Here is a 21,557-nt window from a genome sequence, read left to right as displayed (position 1 = left end):
ACGGGTTTCCCTGCTTGCTGGCCTTGACTGAATGACTGCCGACGCGTCCCCTCCTCTCGCAAAGCCTTCCCGCCTCGGCATCGTCGACGGGTTGCGCGGCTACGCCCTGTTCGGGCTCTTCCTGGTCCACATGACCGGCTATTTCGAGCTGTATAACGCCCGTCCCACCCCCAGCCTCGTGCAGGACGGCGTGCTGCTGTTGTTCCTGGGCAAGTCCTTCACGCTGCTGGCAATCTGCTTCGGCTTCAGCTTCTTCATCATGATGGATGGCGCGCGGCGGCGCGGTCAGCCGTTCGCCGGCCGCTTTGCCTGGCGGCTGGGCATCCTGTTCGTCGTCGGCTGGCTCCACTCGCTCATCTACCGTGGCGACATCATCGCGGTGCTCGCGACGGCGGGCTTCCTGCTCATCCCGTTCGACCGCGTCCGATCGACCCGTTTGTTATTGATATTGGCGGCATTTCTGCTGCTCCAGCCGTTCCTGCTCGTGCGCATCGTCGCGGGCCATTACGGCGCTGCCTGGGCGCTGGCGGATCCCTTCTTTTACAACGATGGCGGCGCCATGCGCCCGTCCTTGTTCGGCTCGTTCGGCGAACTCGTTCAGGCCAATTACGTCGCCGGCAAAGTCAGCAAATGGTCTTATTATCTTGAGACCGGCCGGATCGTTCAGATCCTTGGCCTCTATCTGATCGGTCTGGTGCTGGGGCGCGAGCGCTTCTTTGCCGAGCCGGAGCGCTTTGCGCGCCTGCGGCTGGGCGCCCTGATCGTCGCTGCTCTAGTGATCGTACCGCTGGTCTACGCGCGCCATTGGGCATGCTGCTATCGCCACGGGCCGTATTACTGGACCGACATACTCCTCGCCGGGTGGCTGGATATCGCCGGTATGGCGATCTCGCTGCTTCTCTTCGTTCAACTATGGCTGTGGGGTTCGGGCCGCCTGCTCGAGCGCCTGATCCCGGCGGGGCGGATGACGCTGACCCTCTATATCGCGCAGAGCCTAGTCTTCGTGCCGGTCTATTATGGCTTCGGCCTGCATCTGTGGGATCGGATCACGCAGATTGAATCGCTGCTGCTGGGGATTGCCGCCTTTGCGGTCCAGTTGATCTTCGCGACCTTCTGGTTCCGCTACTTCCTGTACGGGCCGCTCGAATGGCTGTGGCGTGCCGCAACGAAGCTTTCGCTCGACGTGCCCTTCCGTCGCGCCAAGGAACCGCTAAAGGCGCAGGCGACATGACCATCGCACCCGGCCTCCTGCCCGAAGGGCTCCGTGATCGCCTCCCGCCCGAAGCGGAAGCGGCGTCGCGCCTGATGCACCGCGTTATCGTGGCGATTGGACGCCATGGCTATGAACGCGTCTCCCCACCCCTGGCGGAGTTTGAGGAAAGCCTGGTCGGCCGCCTGAAATCCTCCCGGCCGCAAGATCTGCTGCGGATGGTCGACCCCGTATCCCAGCGGATGCTGGCATTGCGCCCCGATATCACCGCACAAATTGGACGGATCGCGGCGACGCGGATGGGCCACGCCCCTCGGCCGTTACGCCTTGCTTATGGTGGCCCGGTCATCAAGCTGCGCGCCACCCAGTTGCGGCCCGAGCGGGAGCTCGCACAAGCAGGCGCAGAACTGATTGGCAGCGACAGCGTGGCGGCGGTCAGCGAAATCCTTCGCGTCGCGCTGGACGCACTTGCGGCCGCCGGTGTTACCGACATCACGGTCGATCTGACCCTACCCGATCTCGTCGATACGCTCGCTGGCGGCGCATGGCCGGTCGATCCGGCCGATGTGTCGCGGGTTCGCGCTTTGCTCGACGCCAAGGATGCCGGTGGATTGGCCGCCGCGGGGGCGGACGCCTATCTGCCCTTGCTCTCTGCTGCCGGTCCGCTGGATCGCGCTTTGCCCAAATTGCGGGCGCTGGATCAGGCGCAAATGCTGGATACGCGCCTGTCGGCCATCGAGACGATTGCGGCCGCGATTGGCGATGGCGTCGCGCTCACGCTCGACCCGACCGAGCGGCACGGCTTCGAATATCAAAGCTGGATCGGATTTTCGCTGTTCGGGGGCGGGCTCGCCGGCGAAATCGGGCGCGGCGGCAGCTATACAATCGTCCACGGCAACGGGCAGGAGGAAGCCGCAGTCGGCTTTTCCCTGTTCATCGATCCGCTCGTCGATATCGGCCTGGGCGTTGAGCCGGCGCGCCGTGTCTTCCTTCCGGTCGGCCACGATGCCGCTGCCGCGGCGGCGCTGCGCCGTGATGGCTGGACAACGGTTGCGGCGCTTTCGGAAAAGGATCAGCCGCACGGCTGCACGCATATTCTCGATGCGGACGAGCCGCGAACTTTTTGAACGAAACCTTCCGCTCATCCTGAGGCGCCATTACGCTTGCCGAAATGGCGTCTCGAAGGACATGGCGTGGCGGTCCTTCGAGACGGGACTTCGTCAAGCTCCGTTTCTCCTCAGGATGAGCGATTTAATCTAGGAAGCATCAATGGCCAACGTCACCGTGATCGGCGCCCAATGGGGCGATGAGGGCAAAGGAAAGATCGTCGACTGGCTGGCAAGCCGGGCCGACGTCGTCGTGCGCTTCCAGGGCGGACATAATGCCGGCCATACGCTGGTCGTGGGTGAAGAGGTCTACAAACTCAGCCTGCTTCCCTCGGGCATCGTGCGCGGTACGTTGTCGGTCATCGGCAACGGCGTCGTGCTCGATCCCTGGCATTTCCGCGACGAGGTGGCGAAGCTCGCCGCGCGCGGCCTGACCATCTCGCCCGAGACGCTGCAGGTGGCAGAAACCTGTCCCCTCATCCTGCCCTTCCACCGCGATCTGGACGGCCTGCGCGAAGATGCGTCGGGTGCCGGCAAGATCGGCACCACCCGCCGCGGCATCGGTCCGGCTTATGAAGACAAGGTCGGCCGGCGCGCGATCCGCGTCTGCGATCTCGCCCATCTCGACGATCTCGAGCCGGAGCTGGACCGCCTGCTCGCCCATCACGACGCGCTGCGCGCCGGCTTCAGCCAGCCGCCGATCGATCGCGCGCGCCTGATGGCGGATCTGCGCGAGGTGGCTGAATTCCTCCTGCCCTTTGCCCAACCGGTTTGGCGTACGCTGGCCGACGCCAAGGCGCGCGGTCGGCGCATGTTGTTCGAAGGCGCGCAGGGCGTATTGCTGGACGTCGATCACGGCACCTATCCGTTCGTGACCTCGTCCAACACCATCGCGGGCACCGCCGCCGGCGGGTCCGGTCTCGGTCCCGACGCACCGGGCTATGTCCTGGGCATCACCAAAGCGTACACGACCCGGGTGGGACAGGGTCCTTTCCCGAGCGAGCAGGACAATGCGGTCGGCGAAAAGCTGGGTGTGCGCGGCCACGAATTCGGGACGGTCACGGGGCGTAAGCGGCGTTGCGGCTGGTTCGATGCGGTGCTGGTGCGGCAGGCCGTCGCGGTGTCCGGCATCACCGGCATCGCACTGACCAAGCTGGACGTGCTCGACGGCTTCGAGGAGCTGAAGATCTGCGTCGGCTATACGCTCAACGGCAAGGATTATGATTATCTGCCGCCGCATCCCAGCGATCAGGCGTCGGTCGTTCCGGTCTATGAGACGATCGAGGGCTGGAGCGAATCCACCGCCGGCGCGCGCAGCTGGGCCGACCTGCCGGCCCAGGCGATCAAATATATTCGCCGGATCGAAGAATTGATCGGCTGCCCGGCCGCAATCGTTTCGACCAGCCCAGAACGCGACGACACGATCCTTGTCCGCGATCCGTTCAGGGATTGAACAAGGGCTGCGGTCGGATCGACTGACCGCAGCCCCTTCTATCAGTTGCAGTCCGGTTCGTAGCGGTCGCTCGTGCGATTAAGGACCATCGGGCAGTTCCGGTCATCAACCGGCGGAGGACGGTCCGCATTGAGATCGGTGCTGCCGACAAAGTCCGACGGTGCCGGACGATCATAGATGCCATAAGCCGGCGGCGGTGGCGGCGGCACGTCGTAAACATAGCTGTCATAGCCCCACGGGCTCGCGCCAAGCGCATAGCCGCCGAACAGGCCGAAAGCGAAGGCATCGCCATAGGCATAGCGGGGATAGCCCCAGCCATAGCCGCCCCAACCGCGATAGCCACGACCCCAACCGCCGCGCCAGCCGCTATAATAGCCGCCCCGGTAGCCACCGTGCCAACCACCGCGATAGCCACCACCACGATAGCCACCGCCACGATAACCGCCGCCGTAGCCGCCGCCGCGATAACCGCCGCCCTTGAAGCCGCCGCCGCCATGGAAACCGGGACCGCCGCCGTGGGAGCCGCCGCCCCGGCCGCCGCGCTGCGCGGCGACGGGCGCCGCGACCAGAGCCGCAAGCGATGCCGCCGCAATCAAGATAGGCGCAATCTTCATGGACGCTCTCCTAGGACACGGCGTCGCTCCGGCCGGTCGCAAGATCTCAATATAGAGCAAGCTTCTCCGATCGTTAGTAGCAACGCGCAAATTTCGTCGCATGGCACTCCGCCAGGTCAGCTCTCGCGCAGCCCGCTACCCCCCAAGGGGAGCGTCTCGGTACGGCTGCCAAATCCCGCGATCAGCGGGCGGCCTTTCGTTATTGCCGCCTGGACCGCCGGCAGTTTCAGCGAAGCGGCATGGCTTTGCTGGCTGTCCCACACTTCGGTGATCCACAGCGCATCCGCATCAACCCTATCCTCCGCGATGATATAGCTGAGACAGCCCGGCATCGTTTCCGTGCCTTCAAGCAGGATCCCCGCGAGCGCTGCGCGCTTCCCCGGCACGGCCTTCATCTGTCCGATCAGTCCGTACATCGGCATCCTTTCCTCCGCTTTGGCACGGCCGACAAAGGCAAAGGCGGCACTGGTTGCCATCATCATGCGACGGTCAATCATGGCGTCCCCCGTCATTCCGCGAGGATGGGGCTTCGTCGGCCGCTATCCCGGCGGCAGTCTAGCTCGGAAGCGCGATCGATCACAGCCTAAGCTGGCGGCAACGGAACCCCGTCACCCAGCGAAAACCGGTGTCCATCAGCCTTGGTCCCGGACGACATCCTTGGCGCCCGCCATGATGTCAGCCTTTGCCAGGATGACAGCGGATCGACACAGACTTCAGCGCAGATCGGGCGGCGTCGCCTCGGTCCTGAGCAGCGCGATCGCCTCGTCCAGAGGCAGGATTTGCTGCCCCTCGCTGCCAAGGCGGCGGATCGCAACCGTGCCCTCCTCCGCCTCCCGCTTTCCGACCACCAGCAAGGCGGGAACCTTGGCGAGACTATGCTCGCGCACCTTGTAGTTGATCTTCTCGTTACGGGTGTCGGTCTCGGCGCGGATTCCCGCGGCCTGCAGCTTTGCCACCACCAGCTGCGCATAGTCGTCCGCGTCGGACACGATCGTTGCCGCCACCGCCTGGACCGGTGCCAGCCAAAGCGGGAAGCGGCCCGCATGATGCTCGATCAGGATGCCGATGAAGCGTTCGAACGTCCCCAGGATCGCGCGATGAAGCATGACCGGGCGGTGCCGTTCGCCATCTTCGCCCACATAAGAGGCATCCAGCCGCTCAGGAAGCACGGTGTCGGACTGGATCGTCCCGACCTGCCAGGTCCGGCCGATCGCATCGGTCAGGTGGAATTCCAGCTTCGGCGCATAGAAGGCGCCCTCGCCCGGCAACTCTTCCCAACCGAATTCCTCGGTCGCGCGGCCCGCCGCGGCAACGGCATCACGCAGCGTCTGCTCGGACCGGTCCCACATCTCGTCAGAGCCGAAACGCTTCTCCGGCCGTAGCGCCAGCTTGATCGCATATTTCTCGAAACCGAGATCGCGATAGACGCTGTCGAGCAGGTCGCAAAAATCGCGGATCTCGTCGATCAGCTGATCCTCGCGCACGAAGATGTGCGCGTCATCCTGCGTGAACTGACGCACGCGCATGATGCCGTGCAACGCGCCATGCGGCTCGTTGCGATGGCAGCAGCCGAACTCCGCCATACGGATCGGCAGGTCGCGATACGACTTGATGCCCTGGCGGAAGATCAGGATGTGCGCGGGGCAGTTCATCGGCTTGAGCGCCATCAGCTCCGCCTGACCCGACAGGATCGGGCCTTCCTCCTCCGCATTGGGGATTTCGTCGGGGACGACGAACATATTCTCGCGATATTTGCCCCAATGCCCGGATTGCTCCCACTGGCGCGCATCCATCAACTGCGGCGTCTTGACCTCTTGATAGCCCGCGCCATCCAGCCGGCGGCGCATATAGGCCTCCAGCTGGCGCCACAGAACAAAGCCCTTCGGATGCCAGAATACGGAGCCCTGCGCTTCGGACTGAAGATGGAACAGGTCCATCTCCTGGCCGATCTTGCGATGGTCGCGCTTGGCCGCTTCCTCCAGCCGCACCAGATGCTGATCGAGCTGCTTCTTGTTGAGCCAGCCGGTCCCGTAGATGCGGCTGAGCATCGCGTTCTTCTGGTCGCCACGCCAATAGGCGCCCGAAACGCGCGTCAGCTTGAACGCCTGTGGGTCGAGCTTGCCGGTCGAGGCGAGGTGCGGCCCGCGGCACATGTCCAGCCAGTCGCCCGATCGATAGACGGTCAGCTCTTCATCCCCAGGCAGTTCGGCGGCCCATTCGGCCTTGAACGTCTCGCCCTGCGCCCGCCACTTGGCGATCAGGTCCTCCCGCGTCCATACCTCGCGGACCAACGGCTCGTTGCGCGCGATGATCGCGCGCATCTCGGCCTCGATCGCGGGCAGATCCTCATCCGTGAACGGCCGTTCGGCAGGCGCGAAGTCATAATAAAAGCCGTCTTCGGTCGCTGGACCGAAGGTGATCTGCGTGCCGGGAAACAGATTCTGGACAGCCTCCGCCAGCACATGCGCGAAATCGTGCCGTGCCAGCTCCAGCGCGTCCTTCTCGTCGCGTGCGGTGACCAGGGCGAGCGTGGCATCGCCCTCGAACGGACGCGTGATATCGCGCAGCTCGCCATCCACGCGGGCAGCGATGGCCGCCTTGGCAAGGCCCGGTCCGATCGCGGCTGCGATATCAGCCGGCGTGGTGCCGGGCGCAACTTCGCGCACGGAGCCATCGGGCAAGCTGATTTTGAACATCGCAGACATAAGGGGCCAGATCCTGGTGAGCTGAAAAGAGATAGATGGTGCGCCCTATGCCCGCGAAAAGGGCTTGAAGTCCACGCTTTGGATCGTGGCGGGCGCGCCGCGCTACGTTGCAAAGACAAGGCTCTTATTACGCGCGGCGTATCAGGGCGATGATCAAGTCAATCCCGCATCAGCCCGCGTCAATCAGGAATAATGGAAAAACAAACGCCCGGACTGTTTCCAGTCCGGGCGCCTGCGTGACGATTGCTCGTCAGCCCCCTTTTTGCCGCAGGGCCCACACGCTCCGTCTCACGACAGGCGGGACCTTCCGCGTCTCCCCGAACCATGGCCAGAGCCAACGTTTCGTGAAGTTGTGCTACGACAAACATCGGGTGTCGTCATCGCTCTTGTTACTCATCCGTTAAGAATAGCGCCCCCCTGTGCCCGATCCGCAACAGCAGCAGCGACGGAGCGCCGTCAGACGACGACCAACCGATCTTCTCCTAGGGCCGCCAGGAAGCCCACCATCCCTCCGAATTGGAATCGGGCATCCAGCGCGTCCGCTTCCAGGCCTGCTGTTGCCAATCCGCTTTGACACAGGATGATATCTGCTCCCAGTTCGAGGCACGACTCGAGCAAGGCTCCACCAAGGTGCGCCGCCGGTACGGCCGCTTGATCGAACAGCAGACGGGTGCGCCGGCCCAAAGCGGCGTGGCTCGCCGCAAGGCGCAACGCGGTTTGAAGCCGTTCGGCATCGGCGGTCGCGACTATGATCGCCAATCCGGTCATGACGCGCACCGGCAACCGGGGTCTTTGGGCAGGGAAAGCGTCCGGAACCGAAAGTTCAGCGCGTCGATCAGCAGCAAGGTCCCAGCCGGATCGCTGCCGAACGGAACGATCGCGCGAATCGTCTCGATCGCGGCAAGGCTTCCCATCACCCCGGTCAATGCCCCCAGCACCCCTTGATCGGCGCAGGATGCATCGGGCCGGTCGGGCGCGTTGCCGACCAGGCAGCGATAGCAGGGCTTATCCGCCTCCCAACCGCGAAACACACCCAGCTGGCCATCGAACTGGCCCACCGCTGCGGACACGAGCGGGATCTTCAGTTCGCGCGCCGCATCTGCTGCGATCAGCCGAGTCCCGAAATTGTCGGATCCATCAAGCAGCACGTCGACGTCGGACAGCAGCGCGATCGCATTGTCCCCATCCAGACGCTGTGCGATCGCGATGACTTCCACATCCGGATTGATCCTCGCCACCGCCGTCGAAGCTGCCTCCACCTTGCGCGTGCCGATATCGGCCGTGGCGAACAGGACCTGGCGTTGGAGGTTGGAGAGACTGACGACATCGTCATCGATCACGGTCAACCGTCCGACCCCGGCCGCCGCCAGATATTGGATTGCCGGAGCGCCGATACCGCCGGCCCCGATCAGCCCGACATGCCCCGCCAGCAAGCGTTGCTGTCCGGCGCCGCCAATTTCCTTGAGAATGATATGGCGCGCATAGCGCTCCAGCTGATCGTCTTTCATCGTCCGATTAAGGGCAAACCCCTCTCCTTCCCCTCGTCGCGAAGCCGACGACAATGCTGGTCGCCAGACGCATGGCTGCCGATGATATGCGGTCGGTGGATCGGCGATACCAGACCAGCATGATGATGTTCTCTGAAGGATCAGCCCTGGCGACGCCCGGCGGTTGACGGGCCGCCTCCCCTCTTGCACGCGAGCCGCCGACCCTCGAGCGACATTGGAGCGAACGTCATGATCACGGTCCACCATCTGGAAAATTCGCGGTCACAGCGGATCTTATGGATGCTCGAGGAACTGGGGCTTCCCTATGAAGTGATTCGCTATCAGCGAGACAAGCAGACCATGCTGGCGCCCGAGGCGCTGAAGCGCATCCACCCGCTCGGCAAATCCCCGTTGATCGAAGATGACGGCATCGTCGTTGCCGAAACAGCCGTGATCGTCGAACATCTCGTGAGCAAGGCCGGCGGCAAACTTGGCGCCCCCGACGATCCCGAGGCGGCACGCCGCTATCGTTTCTGGCTTCATTATGCCGAAGGCTCGCTGATGCCGGTGTTGTTTACGAAGCTCGTTTTGGGGCGAGTGCCTGTGCTGGGCAAGGTAGCGGCCAAACGCTTCCAGTCCATGATCGACGTGCATCTGGATTACGTGGAATCCGTGCTTCGCGAATTCCCTTGGTTTGCCGGCGATGACCTTTCGGCGGCCGATATCATGATGAGCTTCCCGGTGGAGGCGGCCCGCTCCCGCGCCGGGCTGGATCAATCGCGGCCAGCGACGATAGCGTGGTTGGCGAAAGTGCACGAACGCCCGGCCTATCAGCGGGCGCTGCAAAAGGGTGGCCCTTATGCTTACGCGTGAGGCTTGAAAGCGCCTGGATCAGGCTTTCGCCGCCGCAGGACGATCCATCCGAAGGGATGATCCGACGGTAGCAGCGTGGGAAGGATCTCCCGACGCCTACCGACCGGTGGAGCCGAAGCCACCCTGGCCCCGCGCCGTATCGTCCAGCTCTTCCACCTCCGTGAAACGCGCATACTGAACCGGGGCTGGCACCAGCTGCGCGATGCGCTCGCCGCGGCCGATGGAGAAGGGTTCGGCGCCCAGATTGGCGAGGATGATCTTCACCTCGCCCCGATAATCGGCATCGATCGTGCCGGGGCTGTTGAGGCAGGTGATGCCATGTTTCAGCGCCAGACCGGAACGGGGCCGCACCTGCACTTCATAGCCGACCGGAATGGCGATGGCGAAGCCGGTGGCGACCGCAAACCGTGCCCCCGGCTCCAGGATCAGCGATTCGGCCGCAACCACGTCAAGACCGGCGGCATGCGCGGTCGCGTAAGTAGGCAAGGGCAGATCCTGCCCATGCGGCAAGCGTTTGAAGCGGATTTCGATGCCTGCGAGTGGATTAGCCATAGCCTGGCAATAGCCTAACGCCCTGCGCCGACGCTAGGCCGCCGCCGGGCGCCTATTCCGACGGCTCGAAGAAAAACCAATGTTCGTGGATCTTGCCATCGACAATCCGCGCGGCATCCGCCCCCTTCACGATGATCTGCCCCGGAGGCCCGCCATGCCACCGTGTGACCGCAACATCATGGTGGCCCAGCGTGGGGCCGGAGACTTCGAAGCGGAAGCCCGGCGGCATATCGGCAAGAACGCCCGCCACGACGCTTGAAATCGCCGCATGTCCCGTCACCACCCGCTCGGGCTCATAGATGCAGGCCTCGGCATGATAGATGTCGTTGATCGCCTGCAGTCGGCGATCATCGTCACGCTCATTCCAGACGCGCGCGATACTGGCCTCAAGAAGTTCGGTGACGTTCGTCTCGGTCATCTTTACCTCGGCTTCCCGGCCCATGGCCGAACGGCTTGGATCAATGCAGCAGCCAGCTGGCGGCTGCACCCACGATCGCAGAGATTAACGCCACGGCGGCATAACGCCACCCGCCGCCGGTCCCAACGATCTCGACCTGCGGCAGCGGCGGCGGCGGCGGCGCGGCACCCGGAGGCGGGTATCGCGCCTCGATCCGCCGAACCAAATCGGGCAGACGAACAAGCGTATCGAGGTTGGCGCGCAGCCGCTCGGCAAGCCAGGCTTCCGGGCCCAGTTCGTCGCGCAGCCATTCCTTCACGAACGGCCCGGCCACTTCCCACATGTTGATATCGGGATCGAGCGTCGTCGCGACGCCCTCCACCATCACCATCGTCTTCTGCAACAGCAGCAGATGGGGCTGGGTCTCCATGTCGAAGTCGCGCGTGATCGCGAACAGCCCGTCCAGCATCTGCCCGATCGATATGTCCTTTACCGGCAGGCCGCGGATCGGCTCTCCCACCGCGCGCAAGGCGGTCGCGAACTCCGCCTGGTTATGGTGCGCGGGTACGTAGCCCGCCTCGAAATGGATCGCGGCGACCCGATCGTAATTCCCGGTGATCAGGCCGTGCAGGATCTCCGCCAACCACAGACGCGCCTGACGATTGACCCGCCCCATAATGCCGAAATCGATCGCGACCAGCCGACCGTCACGCAGCGCGAACAAATTGCCCTGATGGAGATCCGCGTGGAAGAAACCATCCTCGATCGCCTGACGCAAGAAAGCCCGGACAAGGCAGGAGGCCAACGCCCGCATGTCGTGGCCGGCCGCGATTAGCTCGGCGCGTTTCGATAGCTTGATGCCGTCGATCCACTCCAGCGTCAGGACGCGCCTGGTCGTCCGTGTCCAGTCAATCGCCGGCACCGCGAAGCCGGGTTCGGCCGCCATATGTTCGGCCAGTTCCGACGCGGACGCCGCCTCGCGACGCAGATCCAACTCGCGCAAGGTCCACTGGCGGAACGTCGCGATGGTCAGTCGTGGACGCAGCCGTGCAATTTCGCCCCCGAACGCTTCCGCCTGCGCCGCCGCCCACTCATAGGTCTCGATGGCGCGCGCCATCTCGTCCTCGATGCCCGGGCGTAAGACCTTGATCGCCACCGGTCGGCCGTCGAGCGTCACCGCCCGATGCACCTGCGCGATCGACGCCGCCCCGATCGCCTCTGGTTCGACCGAGGCGAACAGCTGATCAAGCGGTTTTTCGAGACTGCGTTCGATCGCCTCGCGAATCGTCGCGAACGGCACTGGCGGAATCGCGTCCTGAAGGCGGGCGAGGTCGTGCGCGGCTTCCTCGCCGACCAGATCCGGCCGCGTCGCCAGCGCCTGACCGAGCTTGATCGCGGCGGGGCCGATCGCCTGGAAGGCATCGGCATAACGCGGCGTCGTCGGGACCCGGACACCAATGTGCGCGATCTTGATCAGGCGGCGAACGGGTGCCGGCGTGTTCGGATCACGCTCCAGCCCGCGCAGCGCGCCGTGACGGGCAAGGATCCGGGCCCAGCGGAGCAGCCGCCAGATATGAGTAGCGGGACGCGTCATGCGGCGGTCAGATCTTCCAACCGGAATGGATCGCGACGAGGCCACCCAAAATGGGCTCGGCTTTGGCCTGAACGAACCCGGCCTCCGCGATCATACCCCGGAATCTCTCCATATCGGGAAAGCGCCGGATCGATTCGATCAGGTAGCGATAACTCTCCTCGTCCTGCGCAATGACCTTGCCGAGCTTGGGCACGATCTTGTGCGAATAAGCGTCATAGATTTCGGCAAAGCCGGGCCACAACGTGGTCGAGAATTCGAGGCAGAAGAAGCGCCCGCCACGCTTCAGCACGCGGTGCGCCTCCGCCAGCGCGCGATCGATATGCGTGACGTTGCGGATACCGAACGCGATCGTATAGGCATCGAACGTCGCGTCGCCGAAGCTGAGCGTCTCGGCATTCTGGACGGACCAGGCAAGATCGGTCAGGCCTTTCTTGATCGCGCGTTGCTCGCCGACCTCCAGCATCGCCGGGTTGATGTCCGATACGGTGACATCGGCGCCCTTGGCCTTCATCCGGAAGGCAATGTCGCCCGTGCCGCCCGCCACATCCAGTATCTGCTCGCCGGGGCGCGGTTTCACGCGGGCGACGAAGCGGTCCTTCCACAAGCGATGCATGCCGCCCGACATCGCATCGTTCATGATGTCATAGCGGCGGGCGACGCGGGCGAAGACCTCCCCCACCTTGGCGGTCTTCTCGGCGGGGGTGACTTCGGAATAGCCGAAGGAGACGGTATCGGGCGAGGCATCACTCATGGGATGGCCCATAGCGGGGCCGCGGAAGATCGGCTAGCGGCGCGACATGCCGGAGCTTCCCGAAGTCGAGACAACCGTGCGCGGCCTTCGGCCGGTGCTGGAAGGACAGCGGCTGGTGCAGGTGGAAGCGCGTCGCGCCGACCTGCGCCGTCCCATCCCCGTCGATCTGCGCCAGCGCCTGACCGGCGCGCGCGTCATCGATCTCGGCCGGCGAGCCAAATATGGCCTGATCGGCACGGATCGCGGCGATACGCTGATCTTCCACCTCGGCATGTCCGGCCGGTGGCGGATCGATCCCGACGAGATCGGCAAACACGACCATTTCCTGATCGAGACTGAGGCGGGGCATCGGCTCGCCCTGAACGATCCACGCCGATTCGGATCGCTCGATCTGGTCGTCACCGCCGCGCTTCCGGATTTCCCCGCCTTCGTCGCGCTCGGGCCGGAGCCACTGGGGACAGAACTCAATCCTGCCTATCTGGCGTCCGCGCTCGAGGGCAGGATCGCGCCGATCAAGCTGCTGCTGCTCGATCAGCGGATCGTCGCAGGATTGGGCAACATCTATGTATGCGAAGCGCTGAATCTTGCGCGGATCAACCCGCGCAAGCCGGGCGGGCAGGTTTCCGGCCCGGCACTCAAGCGTCTGACCGCGGCGATCCCGATTGTGCTTAACGCGGCCATCGATGCCGGCGGATCAACCCTTCGCGATTATGCGCGCCCCGATGGCGAACTGGGCTATTTCTCCAAGCAATTCCGCGTTTATGGCCGGACCGGCAAGCCCTGCCCCTATGACCAGGGAATCATTGTGCGACAGGTCGATGGCGGACGTTCGACATTCTTCTGTCCGCGCTGCCAACGCTGATGGTCGGGGACGCTGTCAGCGCCCGTTGATCAAGGCGCGGACACGACGTGATAAAGGCGTGTGGGGCCAGCGTTGACGAATCGTGGACGCTTATGTAGAGGCCGCACCTCACGGCGCGAGCCTGCTCGCCGCCGCAATCCCATTTGAGATCGAGGTCCATTACGCATGGCGAACACGCCGCAAGCCAAGAAGCGCATCCGCCGCAACGATCGCCGCGCCGAAGTGAACGGTGCGCGCGTCAGCCGCATTCGTACCTTTCTGAAGAAGGTTGAACTGGCGCTGACGAGCGGCGACAAGGCGGAAGCCGCGGCGGCATTGGCAGCTGCGCAGCCGGAACTGGCGCGCGGCGTATCGAAGGGCGTGCTTCACAAGAACACCGCTTCGCGCAAGTTTGCACGTCTGACCAAGCGGGTTTCCGCGCTGGGCTGAAGCCCGCTTTCAGCCTGAATTTGCGAAGCCCGCCGATCCTGATCGGCGGGCTTTTTGCTGTTGGTGCGAAGTGGATCGCATCACGCGGATTTCAAATGATTCTCTTTGATTGTGACGTGGTCATTACAACCTGCGATTGATATTCTGCGTTATTTTTCAACATGTTATAAGTTACAGCCGGAAAAAGCGGCGGTCTACCGCTGTCAATCTCTTTATTTCAAAATCGTGACGGCTGTGGCGCTTGAATAGCGCGTCGGGATGTACCTAAACTCCCTGCGTTCGGTCGGTGATTCTCCGGCTCGAGCCAAACCAGCGATCGTGCGTTCTAGCGTGTGCGGGGGCCGCACGCGCGGGGGTCGAATTTTTCAAATAGGCCGGATCCGGCGCCAAAGAAGGGCGTTCCGGGAATGGGAGACTTGTGGGTGGCGCAGTTGATTGACGCAGGGTTAGACGCGGATCAACTCCCGGCCGAGGCGGCCTGGAGCAGCATCCGATCGAGCCTGCGCAAGAGCTGCGGCGAGCGCATTTTTGACGGCTGGCTGAAGCCGCTCAAGCTTGCAGCCTGCGATCTCGAGGCTGGCGAAGTGCGGCTGTCCGCGCCGTCGGCTTTTATGGCGACCTGGGTTCAGAACCATTTTGCCGAACAGATTGGCGCCGCCTGGCGCGCGATGTTGCCACATGTTCGGCACGTCGTGATCGAGGCTGGCGCAGACAGCGGGCGCTCCGTTCCCGAGGCGGCGGCGCCTGAGCCAGAGATGGTGGAAGCCGCACCTGTGGTGCCCACCGCACGCGGAACGGTGCTGGATACGCGCTACAGCTTCGATAGCTTCGTCGTCGGCAAGGCCAATGAGCTCGCCTATAATGCGGCGCGGACGTTGGCGGAGGGCGGCAAGCTCGCCTTCAATCCGCTGTTCCTCCACGGCGGCACCGGTCTCGGCAAGACCCACCTGATGCATGCCATCGGCCAGGAATATCGTGCGCGGCATCCGGAGGCACAGATCCTCTATATGTCGGCCGAGAAGTTCATGTTCGAGTTCGTCTCGGCGCTGCGCGCCAAGGACACGCACAGCTTCAAGCAGCGCCTGCGCGCGGCCGACGTACTGATGATCGATGACGTCCAGTTCATCGCCGGCAAGGATTCGACCCAGGAGGAATTCTTCCATACGATGAACGAGCTGATCTCGGCCGGCCGGCGGCTGGTGATCAGCGCGGATCGCTCACCGCAGAATCTCGACGGCATCGAAAGCCGCATCCTGTCGCGCCTGTCCTGGGGCCTGGTTGCGGATATCAATCCGGCCGATTTCGAGCTGCGATACAATATCATCGTCAAGAAGCTGGAAGCGCTGCCGGCCGGCACGGTGCCGGACGAGGTTGCCCTGTTCCTCGCCAAGCGGATCAGCGCCTCGATCCGCGAGCTGGAAGGCGCGCTCAACCGCGTCATCGCCTTCGCGACGCTCAACAACCGTGTGATCGATCTCGATTTCGCGCAGGAAGCGCTCGCCGAGCAGCTGCGCGCCAGCCAGCGCCGCGTGTCGATTGACGAGATCCAGCGCAAGGTCTGCGAACATTTCCGCATCCGCCAGACCGAAATGGGCTCGGCTCGCCGCGCCCGCGAAGTGGCTCGGCCCCGCCAGATCGCCATGTATCTCGCCAAGCAGCTCACCCAGCGCTCCTTGCCGGAAATCGGTCGCCGCTTTGGCGGACGCGATCACACCACCGTCATCCACGCCGTCCGCACGATCGAAGCCCTGCGCGTGAAGGACGCCGAGATTGACGCCGATGTGCGTTTGCTGCTGCGTCAGCTCGAGGGATGATAGGTGCTGACGGCACCCTTCCGTTAGGACGTGTCACCGCCGCGGACTACAAAGCAGGTTTCCCAAAATAGCTTACACCGAGCAGGTCTTTGCCACGGCCTCTTGGATAAGGGTCAGCCGATCGAGTGGGGACCCAAGCACACGCATATATTGACTGATGAACCGGCCGTTAGACGAGCTGAGCAAGCCGCTTTTCTCCAAAAGCACGCGATCGGCCAGCTCGGCGTCGCGCAGCAATTCCATCTGCAGCAGATGTTGATCGTCGGGAAATTCCAGACCGTTGGGGAGCGGCTGCCATGGCGTCGCCGCAGCCTGAAGCATTTGTTCGCTCACGACTGTATGCGTTGCATTTCGCCAACGAACCGCAATCTCCCGACCCACTGGATCGTCAAAATTGAGGAACAATATCCCGGCGTTGACATTCCAGCGCTCAGCACCGCCGGGCGCGGCGATCATCGCGCAGCGCTTGCGCTTACCTAGATAGCGTCGAAGATCGAACCCAAGCTGATGAATGACGGCATCGGCATCGAGGTACACGAACCAGCCACGAAAATTTGCGGTAAGCAAATCACCGAGCATCTCGACCCGATTGAACGTCGCCTGCCATGGAAAGCGGCCGCGCCGAACGCCGAATTCGGTGTGATAATCCAGCCCATTCACAGCACAATAGCGACGATGCAGCGTTTCGGTGGCACGAACCATTTGTTCGTAGATCGACCCGGCTGCGGTCTGGTAGAACAATATGTCACCTGCGGCTGGCGGCAGGTCGTGGTCAACAAGCTCGTCCACCGCCGCCTTGGCCGTCATCCGATCCTGTTCCGGATCAAATCGTCCACCACGCTCGGATCGGCCAGGGTCGAGGTGTCGCCCAGGGTGGAGACATCGCCTTCTGCGACTTTGCGCAGGATGCGGCGCATGATTTTGCCGGAGCGGGTCTTGGGGAGGCTGGGCGCGAATTGGATGGCGTCCGGCGTGGCGATCGGGCCGATTTCGGTGCGGACCCATTGGGCCAGCTCCTTGCGTAAGGCATCATTGGCCTCTTCGCCCGCATTCAGCGTCACATATGCGTAAATGCCCTGCCCCTTGATGTCATGCGGGAAGCCGACCACGGCGGCTTCGGCCACCTTGGCGTGCAGCACGAGTGCACTTTCCACCTCGGCCGTGCCCATGCGGTGACCGGAGACATTGATGACATCGTCGACCCGGCCGGTGATCCACCAATAACCATCCTCGTCGCGGCGGGCACCGTCGCCCGTCGTATAAACGCCGGGAAAATGCGAGAAATAGGTCTGGAAAAAGCGTTCGGGATCGCCCCAGACACCCCGCATCTGGCCGGGCCAGCTGCGCGCGAGGACGAGATTGCCCGAGGTCGCACCGTCCAGGACATGGCCCTCATTATCGAGCAGTTGCGGCTCCACGCCAAAGAAGGGCCTGGTCGCCGACCCTGCCTTCAGGTCGATCGCGCCGGGGAGCGGCGTGATCATGTGGCCGCCGGTTTCGGTTTGCCACCATGTGTCCATGATTGGGCACCGGCCGTCACCGACCACCTCATGATACCAGCGCCACGCCTCGGGATTGATCGGCTCGCCGACCGAGCCCAGCAGGCGCAGCGAGGCGCGGCTCGTGCGGGTCACGAAGGCATCGCCCTCGCGCATCAGCGCGCGCAGGGCCGTCGGCGCGGTGTAGAGAATTTCCACCTTGTGCCGATCGACCACCTGCCAGATCCGGCTGGCATCGGGCCAATTAGGGACACCTTCGAACATCACGGTCGTCGCGCCGTTGGCGAGCGGACCATAGACGATATAGCTGTGCCCCGTGACCCAGCCGATATCGGCGGCGCACCAGTAGATCTGGCCGGGGCGGTAGTCGAACACCAGTTCGTGCGTCAGGCTGGCCCATAACAGATAGCCCGCGGTGGTGTGCATCACCCCCTTGGGCTTGCCGGTCGATCCGGACGTGTAGAGCACGAACAGCGGATCTTCCGCGTTCATGGGCTCCGGCTCGCAATCCGCCGGTGCGGTCGCCATCGCCTCGTCATACCAGACGTCGCGCCCCGGCTGCATGGCGATATCGGCGCCCGTCGCACGGACGACGATCACGGTTTCGATCGTCGAACGCTCTGCGGCGGCATCGACATTCTTCTTGAGCGCGACCGGCTTGCCGCCGCGCCGCCCCTGATCCGCAGTGATGACGACGGTGGATCCGCAATCTTCGATCCGACCGGCAAGCGCATCCGGCGAAAAGCCGCCGAACACCACCGAATGGATCGCACCGATGCGCGCGCAGGCCAGCAGGGCAATCGCGGCTTCCGGGATCATTGGCATGTAGATCGTGACGCGGTCGCCCTTCGCCACGCCATTGGCCTTCAGCACGTTGGCGAAGCGGCAAACATCCGCATGTAATTCGCGATACGTTATGGTCCGCGGCTCTTCCGAAGGCGCGTCCGGCTCCCAGATAATGGCGGTCTGATCGCCGCGTTCGGCGAGATGGCGGTCGAGGCAATTTGCGGCAACGTTGAGGCTGCCGTCAGCAAACCAGCGGACGCGGAAATCATCCTTCGCAAAGCTGCTTTCGTCCGCCTTCGTGGGGAAGGCGATCCAGTCGAGACGCTGCGCCTGATCGAGCCAGAAGGCGTCCGGCTCAGCCAGCGATCGCGCATAGAGATCGCGATACTGTTCGGCGTTGAGCCTGGCCCTCTTCGCCCAGTCCGCCGAAACCGGATAGATCGCCTCGTCGCTCATTCCTGCCCTCTCACCCTCGGTCTGCCGCCGCCTTGTCCATATCGCTATAACGGCGCGCGATGAACGCGCACGCCATAAGCTGCATCTGATGGAAAAGCATGATCGGCAACAGGATCACGCCCGTCTGGCCGCCCGGAAAGAGCACTTTGGCCATAGGCACGCCCTGAAGAAGCGATTTCTTGGTGCCGCAAAAAAGGATGGCGATCCGGTCGGCGCGATCAAAGCCGAGAACCCGTCCCGCCCCCCAAGTGAGAAGGAGGGCAATCGCCAGCAAAACGGCATCGACCGCGCACAGCAGCGCAAGCGCTTCCGGCGACAGCTTGTGCCATAGCCCTTCGATCACGGCCGCGGAGAAAGCGCCATAGACGGCGATCAGGATCGTCGACCGGTCCGTCAGGTTCACCAGATTGCGGTTTCGCGCGACCCAGTCTCCGATCCAGGGACGCAGCAAATGCCCGGCCACGAACGGCAGCAAGATCTGCGCTGCAATCTTGCCGATGCCGCCGAGGCCGATGCCGCCCCCGCCATGGGCGCCTGCCATCAATCCCATCAGGATCGGCGTGAGGATGACGCCCAGCATCTGGCTTGCCGACGCGCTGGCAATAGCGGCCGGAACGTTGCCCTTTGCCATGGATACGAATGCAATGGCCGACTGAACGGTCGAAGGCAGCGCGCAGACAAACAGGATGCCGATCCACAGATCACGCGGCAGCAGCGACGGAAGGGTCAATACGCCGACCATGCCGATCACCGGAAACAGCGCGAAGGTACAGGCCAGGATGGTGAGGTGCAGCCGCCAATGGATGAGCCCCGCCACGATCTGATCGCGAGCGAGCTTGGCGCCGTGGAAGAAAAACAGGAGCACGATGGTGATGAGCGAAAGCCATCCCACAACCTGCGCAAACGCACCGCGTGCCGGCAAAAAGCTGGCCAACAGGACGGTTGCTAACAGGAAAATCAGGAAGGGATCGGGAATCAGCCGGCGCAGCATAGCGCTCCGTATGCGGGCCCGGGAACGATGCCAATCTCAGCCCTGAAAAATAGAATGCGTGGCCGGGCGCTCGCACGCCCGGCCATTCCAGTCAGATCTTGTCGCCGAGCGCGCCCTTAACCGAACCCTTCAGGTTCTGGCCCTGGCCTTTACCTTCCTGCGCGGCGCCTTCCGCCTGCACATCCGGTCGGTCGGTTGCATCGCCGACGGCCTGCTTCACCTTACCGGCGATCTCGTTCGAGACGCCCTTAATCTTGTCAGTCAACTCGCCCATGATATGTCTCCTTGCTTGACGGGAATTAAACCGTCCAGCCCACATAGTTGTTCCTGCAGGTGCGGCAGGCGGAGGTGACGGCGCGACGCGTGCCTGCTACGCGCGCGCCATCATGGCATCCCCCGATCATAACGAACGCCGCACCTTCGCGATCATCTCGCACCCCGACGCCGGCAAAACCACGCTGACCGAAAAGCTGCTGCTGTTCGGCGGCGCCATCCATGCGGCAGGCGAAGTGCGCGCCCGTGGCCAGCAGCGGCGCGCGCGATCGGACTGGATGAAGATCGAGCAACAGCGCGGCATCTCGGTCACCTCATCGGTGATGACGTTCGAGCGCGAGGGCATCACCTTCAACCTGCTCGACACGCCGGGCCACGAAGATTTCTCGGAGGACACGTACCGCACGCTGACCGCGGTCGATTCCGCCGTCATGGTGATCGATGCGGCGCGCGGTATCGAGGCGCAGACGCGCAAGCTGTTCGAGGTCTGCCGGCTTCGCAACGTGCCGATCATCACCTTCATCAACAAGGTCGATCGCGAAGGCCGCGCGCCTTTCGAACTGCTGGACGAGGTCGCCGACGCGCTTGCGCTGGACGTCTGCCCCATGAGCTGGCCGGCCGGCATGGGCGGCACGTTCGAAGGGATTTACGATCTCGCCAAGAATGTGCTGCATCGACCCGCCGACGATGCGACCGGCGCGTTCGAGGGCGACAGCGTGCCCGTCGGCGGGCTGGACGACAGCGATCTCGATAGGTTGCTGTCGGCCGATGGCGCGGCTCTGTTACGCGAAGAGGCCGAACTGGCCTGCGCCGGCTATGCGCCGTTTGACAAGGAGGCGTATCGCGCCGGCGATCTGACCCCCGTCTATTTCGGTTCGGCCCTGAAGGATTTCGGCGTCGACCAGCTTATCGATGCCCTGGCCGACTATGCGCCCCCGCCCCGGCCCCAGCCGGCCGAACCGCGCCCGGTGCAGCCGGACGAGTCGCAGGTCGCCGGCTTCGTGTTCAAGGTGCAAGCCAATATGAATCCGCAGCACCGCGACCGGGTCGCGTTCATGCGGCTATGCGCGGGCAAGTTTCGGCGCGGCATGAAATTGTCGCAGGTCGGTACCGGGAAGACGATCGCCGTCCATTCGCCTTTGCTGTTCCTGGCGCGCGATCGTGAGCTGGCCGAGGAGGCCTATCCCGGCGACATCATCGGCATCCCCAATCATGGCACGCTGCGCGTCGGCGACACGCTGACCGAGGGCGAGGAGCTGCGCTTCACCGGTATCCCCAATTTCGCTCCGGAAATTCTGCGCCGCATCCGACTGGGCGATCCGACCAAGACCAAGCAGCTGCGCAATGCGCTGAACGACATGGCCGAAGAAGGGATCATGCAGGTCTTCCACCCACAGATCGGATCGAACTGGATTGTCGGCGTGGTCGGCCAGCTGCAGCTCGACGTTCTGATCAGCCGGCTGCAAGCGGAATATAAGGTCGATGCCAGTTTCGAGCCCAGCCCGTGGGATACGGCGCGCTGGATTTCTTCGGACGATGCCAAGATGCTCGATGGCTTCATCGGCGAATATCGCGCCGCCATGGCGGAGGATCGCGATGGCGCGCCAGTGTTCATGGCCAAAGATATGTGGGAGCTGAACTATGTGTCCGGCCGCTTCCCCGATATCCGCTTTGCCGCGACCAAGGAACGCCGCTGAGCCTCTTC

21 protein-coding genes are annotated in these 21,557 nt (G+C 63.7%); 8 read left to right on the top strand and 13 right to left on the bottom strand.

Going from position 1 to position 21,557, the window contains the following annotated elements:
* The first annotated feature begins 31 nt into the window (after nt 1-31).
* The 3 genes from ACSBM8_RS05180 to ACSBM8_RS05170 all read left to right on the top strand — a co-directional run bounded on the left by ACSBM8_RS05180 (nt 32) and on the right by ACSBM8_RS05170 (nt 3,769).
* Nucleotides 32-1,231, top strand: a complete 1,200-nt coding sequence (locus ACSBM8_RS05180) for a DUF418 domain-containing protein (protein WP_442680591.1) — start codon at nt 32-34, stop codon at nt 1,229-1,231.
* Nucleotides 1,228-2,337, top strand: coding sequence for an ATP phosphoribosyltransferase regulatory subunit (locus ACSBM8_RS05175; protein ID WP_442680590.1), 1,110 nt, complete (start codon nt 1,228-1,230; stop codon nt 2,335-2,337). Before ACSBM8_RS05180 ends, ACSBM8_RS05175 begins: the two co-directional genes overlap by 4 nt.
* Before the next feature lie 142 nt (nt 2,338-2,479).
* The gene (locus ACSBM8_RS05170) at nt 2,480-3,769 is read left to right on the top strand and encodes an adenylosuccinate synthase (RefSeq protein WP_442680589.1); all 1,290 of its coding nucleotides are present in this window, start codon (nt 2,480-2,482) and stop codon (nt 3,767-3,769) included.
* A gap of 41 nt (nt 3,770-3,810) precedes the next feature.
* On the opposite strand, the gene ACSBM8_RS05165 is transcribed toward ACSBM8_RS05170, so the two are convergent.
* From ACSBM8_RS05165 to ACSBM8_RS05145, 5 genes are all read right to left on the bottom strand, one after another.
* Nucleotides 3,811-4,383, bottom strand: coding sequence for a hypothetical protein (locus ACSBM8_RS05165; RefSeq protein WP_442680588.1), 573 nt, complete (start codon nt 4,381-4,383; stop codon nt 3,811-3,813).
* 116 nt (nt 4,384-4,499) lie between these two features.
* Nucleotides 4,500-4,880 (bottom strand): putative quinol monooxygenase, encoded by a 381-nt coding sequence (locus tag ACSBM8_RS05160; protein ID WP_442680587.1) that lies wholly within the window; start codon nt 4,878-4,880, stop codon nt 4,500-4,502.
* Between the two features lie 216 nt (nt 4,881-5,096).
* On the bottom strand, nt 5,097-7,088 hold the full coding sequence (gene thrS / locus ACSBM8_RS05155; protein ID WP_442680586.1) for a threonine--tRNA ligase: 1,992 nt from the start codon (nt 7,086-7,088) through the stop codon (nt 5,097-5,099).
* A gap of 456 nt (nt 7,089-7,544) precedes the next feature.
* Nucleotides 7,545-7,856 (bottom strand): peroxiredoxin, encoded by a 312-nt coding sequence (locus tag ACSBM8_RS05150; protein ID WP_442680585.1) that lies wholly within the window; start codon nt 7,854-7,856, stop codon nt 7,545-7,547.
* Nucleotides 7,853-8,596 (bottom strand): HesA/MoeB/ThiF family protein, encoded by a 744-nt coding sequence (locus ACSBM8_RS05145; RefSeq protein ID WP_442680584.1) that lies wholly within the window; start codon nt 8,594-8,596, stop codon nt 7,853-7,855. The genes ACSBM8_RS05150 and ACSBM8_RS05145 overlap by 4 nt, the downstream gene beginning before the upstream one ends.
* Before the next feature lie 228 nt (nt 8,597-8,824).
* Here ACSBM8_RS05145 and ACSBM8_RS05140 point away from each other — a divergent pair, with 228 nt between their 5' ends.
* Complete coding sequence (locus ACSBM8_RS05140) at nt 8,825-9,448, top strand: glutathione S-transferase family protein (protein ID WP_442680583.1); 624 nt, start codon at nt 8,825-8,827, stop codon at nt 9,446-9,448.
* 96 nt (nt 9,449-9,544) lie between these two features.
* On the opposite strand, the gene dut is transcribed toward ACSBM8_RS05140, so the two are convergent.
* Genes dut through ACSBM8_RS05120 form a run of 4 tightly spaced genes read right to left on the bottom strand, consistent with a single transcriptional unit; the run spans nt 9,545 to nt 12,742 of the window.
* Nucleotides 9,545-10,000: a dUTP diphosphatase gene (gene dut, locus ACSBM8_RS05135; RefSeq protein ID WP_442680582.1), complete on the bottom strand. Its 456-nt coding sequence runs from the start codon at nt 9,998-10,000 to the stop codon at nt 9,545-9,547.
* A 52-nt stretch (nt 10,001-10,052) separates the two neighbouring features.
* Entirely contained in the window at nt 10,053-10,418 is a 366-nt protein-coding gene (locus ACSBM8_RS05130; RefSeq protein ID WP_442680581.1) for a nuclear transport factor 2 family protein, read from the bottom strand.
* Nucleotides 10,419-10,458: 40 nt separating this feature from the next.
* Nucleotides 10,459-11,991: a 2-polyprenylphenol 6-hydroxylase gene (gene ubiB / locus ACSBM8_RS05125; RefSeq protein WP_442680580.1), complete on the bottom strand. Its 1,533-nt coding sequence runs from the start codon at nt 11,989-11,991 to the stop codon at nt 10,459-10,461.
* 7 nt (nt 11,992-11,998) lie between these two features.
* Nucleotides 11,999-12,742 (bottom strand): class I SAM-dependent methyltransferase, encoded by a 744-nt coding sequence (locus ACSBM8_RS05120; RefSeq protein WP_442680579.1) that lies wholly within the window; start codon nt 12,740-12,742, stop codon nt 11,999-12,001.
* Between the two features lie 46 nt (nt 12,743-12,788).
* On the opposite strand from ACSBM8_RS05120, the gene mutM reads away from it, so the two are divergent.
* The 3 genes from mutM (at nt 12,789) to dnaA (ending at nt 15,847) form a co-directional block, all read left to right on the top strand.
* Nucleotides 12,789-13,604, top strand: coding sequence for a bifunctional DNA-formamidopyrimidine glycosylase/DNA-(apurinic or apyrimidinic site) lyase (gene mutM / locus ACSBM8_RS05115; protein ID WP_442680578.1), 816 nt, complete (start codon nt 12,789-12,791; stop codon nt 13,602-13,604).
* Nucleotides 13,605-13,769: 165 nt separating this feature from the next.
* Nucleotides 13,770-14,033 (top strand): 30S ribosomal protein S20, encoded by a 264-nt coding sequence (gene rpsT / locus ACSBM8_RS05110; RefSeq protein ID WP_442680577.1) that lies wholly within the window; start codon nt 13,770-13,772, stop codon nt 14,031-14,033.
* Nucleotides 14,034-14,440: 407 nt separating this feature from the next.
* A complete protein-coding gene (dnaA, locus tag ACSBM8_RS05105; RefSeq protein WP_442680576.1) occupies nt 14,441-15,847 on the top strand; it encodes a chromosomal replication initiator protein DnaA in 1,407 nt (468 codons plus the stop codon).
* Nucleotides 15,848-15,919: 72 nt separating this feature from the next.
* Here the strand turns inward: dnaA and ACSBM8_RS05100 are convergent, their stop codons facing one another.
* The 4 genes from ACSBM8_RS05100 to ACSBM8_RS05085 form a co-directional block, all read right to left on the bottom strand.
* Nucleotides 15,920-16,654, bottom strand: a complete 735-nt coding sequence (locus ACSBM8_RS05100; RefSeq protein WP_442680575.1) for a hypothetical protein — start codon at nt 16,652-16,654, stop codon at nt 15,920-15,922.
* Nucleotides 16,651-18,588, bottom strand: coding sequence for an acetate--CoA ligase (gene acs / locus ACSBM8_RS05095; RefSeq protein WP_442680574.1), 1,938 nt, complete (start codon nt 18,586-18,588; stop codon nt 16,651-16,653). The genes ACSBM8_RS05100 and acs overlap by 4 nt, the downstream gene beginning before the upstream one ends.
* Before the next feature lie 10 nt (nt 18,589-18,598).
* Nucleotides 18,599-19,579, bottom strand: a complete 981-nt coding sequence (locus ACSBM8_RS05090; RefSeq protein ID WP_442680573.1) for a bile acid:sodium symporter family protein — start codon at nt 19,577-19,579, stop codon at nt 18,599-18,601.
* Nucleotides 19,580-19,670: 91 nt separating this feature from the next.
* A complete protein-coding gene (locus ACSBM8_RS05085) occupies nt 19,671-19,853 on the bottom strand; it encodes a CsbD family protein (protein ID WP_442680572.1) in 183 nt (60 codons plus the stop codon).
* 112 nt (nt 19,854-19,965) lie between these two features.
* Here ACSBM8_RS05085 and ACSBM8_RS05080 point away from each other — a divergent pair, with 112 nt between their 5' ends.
* The gene (locus tag ACSBM8_RS05080; RefSeq protein WP_442680571.1) at nt 19,966-21,549 is read left to right on the top strand and encodes a peptide chain release factor 3; all 1,584 of its coding nucleotides are present in this window, start codon (nt 19,966-19,968) and stop codon (nt 21,547-21,549) included.
* The last annotated feature ends 8 nt before the right edge of the window (nt 21,550-21,557 follow it).

The sequence above is a fragment of the Sphingomonas sp. ASY06-1R genome (assembly GCF_052180265.1).
GTDB lineage: Bacteria > Pseudomonadota > Alphaproteobacteria > Sphingomonadales > Sphingomonadaceae > Sphingomonas_I.
Note: the sequence above shows the minus strand (reverse complement) of the source record. Positions and strands in the feature narration are given on the sequence as shown.

Excerpts from the sequence above, each read along its gene's own strand:
- ACSBM8_RS05140 (WP_442680583.1), top strand. The coding sequence starts at position 8,825 with ATGATCACGGTCCACCATCTGGAAAATTCGCGGTCACAGCGGATCTTA.
- ACSBM8_RS05080 (WP_442680571.1), top strand. The coding sequence starts at position 19,966 with ATGGCATCCCCCGATCATAACGAACGCCGCACCTTCGCGATCATCTCG.
- dnaA (WP_442680576.1), top strand. The coding sequence starts at position 14,441 with ATGGGAGACTTGTGGGTGGCGCAGTTGATTGACGCAGGGTTAGACGCG.
- dut (WP_442680582.1), bottom strand. The coding sequence starts at position 10,000 with ATGGCTAATCCACTCGCAGGCATCGAAATCCGCTTCAAACGCTTGCCG.
- ACSBM8_RS05165 (WP_442680588.1), bottom strand. The coding sequence starts at position 4,383 with ATGAAGATTGCGCCTATCTTGATTGCGGCGGCATCGCTTGCGGCTCTG.
- ACSBM8_RS05160 (WP_442680587.1), bottom strand. The coding sequence starts at position 4,880 with ATGATTGACCGTCGCATGATGATGGCAACCAGTGCCGCCTTTGCCTTT.
- mutM (WP_442680578.1), top strand. The coding sequence starts at position 12,789 with ATGCCGGAGCTTCCCGAAGTCGAGACAACCGTGCGCGGCCTTCGGCCG.
- ubiB (WP_442680580.1), bottom strand. The coding sequence starts at position 11,991 with ATGACGCGTCCCGCTACTCATATCTGGCGGCTGCTCCGCTGGGCCCGG.
- rpsT (WP_442680577.1), top strand. The coding sequence starts at position 13,770 with ATGGCGAACACGCCGCAAGCCAAGAAGCGCATCCGCCGCAACGATCGC.
- ACSBM8_RS05150 (WP_442680585.1), bottom strand. The coding sequence starts at position 7,856 with ATGACCGGATTGGCGATCATAGTCGCGACCGCCGATGCCGAACGGCTT.
- ACSBM8_RS05130 (WP_442680581.1), bottom strand. The coding sequence starts at position 10,418 with ATGACCGAGACGAACGTCACCGAACTTCTTGAGGCCAGTATCGCGCGC.
- ACSBM8_RS05170 (WP_442680589.1), top strand. The coding sequence starts at position 2,480 with ATGGCCAACGTCACCGTGATCGGCGCCCAATGGGGCGATGAGGGCAAA.
- ACSBM8_RS05090 (WP_442680573.1), bottom strand. The coding sequence starts at position 19,579 with ATGCTGCGCCGGCTGATTCCCGATCCCTTCCTGATTTTCCTGTTAGCA.
- thrS (WP_442680586.1), bottom strand. The coding sequence starts at position 7,088 with ATGTCTGCGATGTTCAAAATCAGCTTGCCCGATGGCTCCGTGCGCGAA.
- ACSBM8_RS05085 (WP_442680572.1), bottom strand. The coding sequence starts at position 19,853 with ATGGGCGAGTTGACTGACAAGATTAAGGGCGTCTCGAACGAGATCGCC.
- ACSBM8_RS05180 (WP_442680591.1), top strand. The coding sequence starts at position 32 with ATGACTGCCGACGCGTCCCCTCCTCTCGCAAAGCCTTCCCGCCTCGGC.
- ACSBM8_RS05100 (WP_442680575.1), bottom strand. The coding sequence starts at position 16,654 with ATGACGGCCAAGGCGGCGGTGGACGAGCTTGTTGACCACGACCTGCCG.
- ACSBM8_RS05145 (WP_442680584.1), bottom strand. The coding sequence starts at position 8,596 with ATGAAAGACGATCAGCTGGAGCGCTATGCGCGCCATATCATTCTCAAG.
- ACSBM8_RS05120 (WP_442680579.1), bottom strand. The coding sequence starts at position 12,742 with ATGAGTGATGCCTCGCCCGATACCGTCTCCTTCGGCTATTCCGAAGTC.
- acs (WP_442680574.1), bottom strand. The coding sequence starts at position 18,588 with ATGAGCGACGAGGCGATCTATCCGGTTTCGGCGGACTGGGCGAAGAGG.
- ACSBM8_RS05175 (WP_442680590.1), top strand. The coding sequence starts at position 1,228 with ATGACCATCGCACCCGGCCTCCTGCCCGAAGGGCTCCGTGATCGCCTC.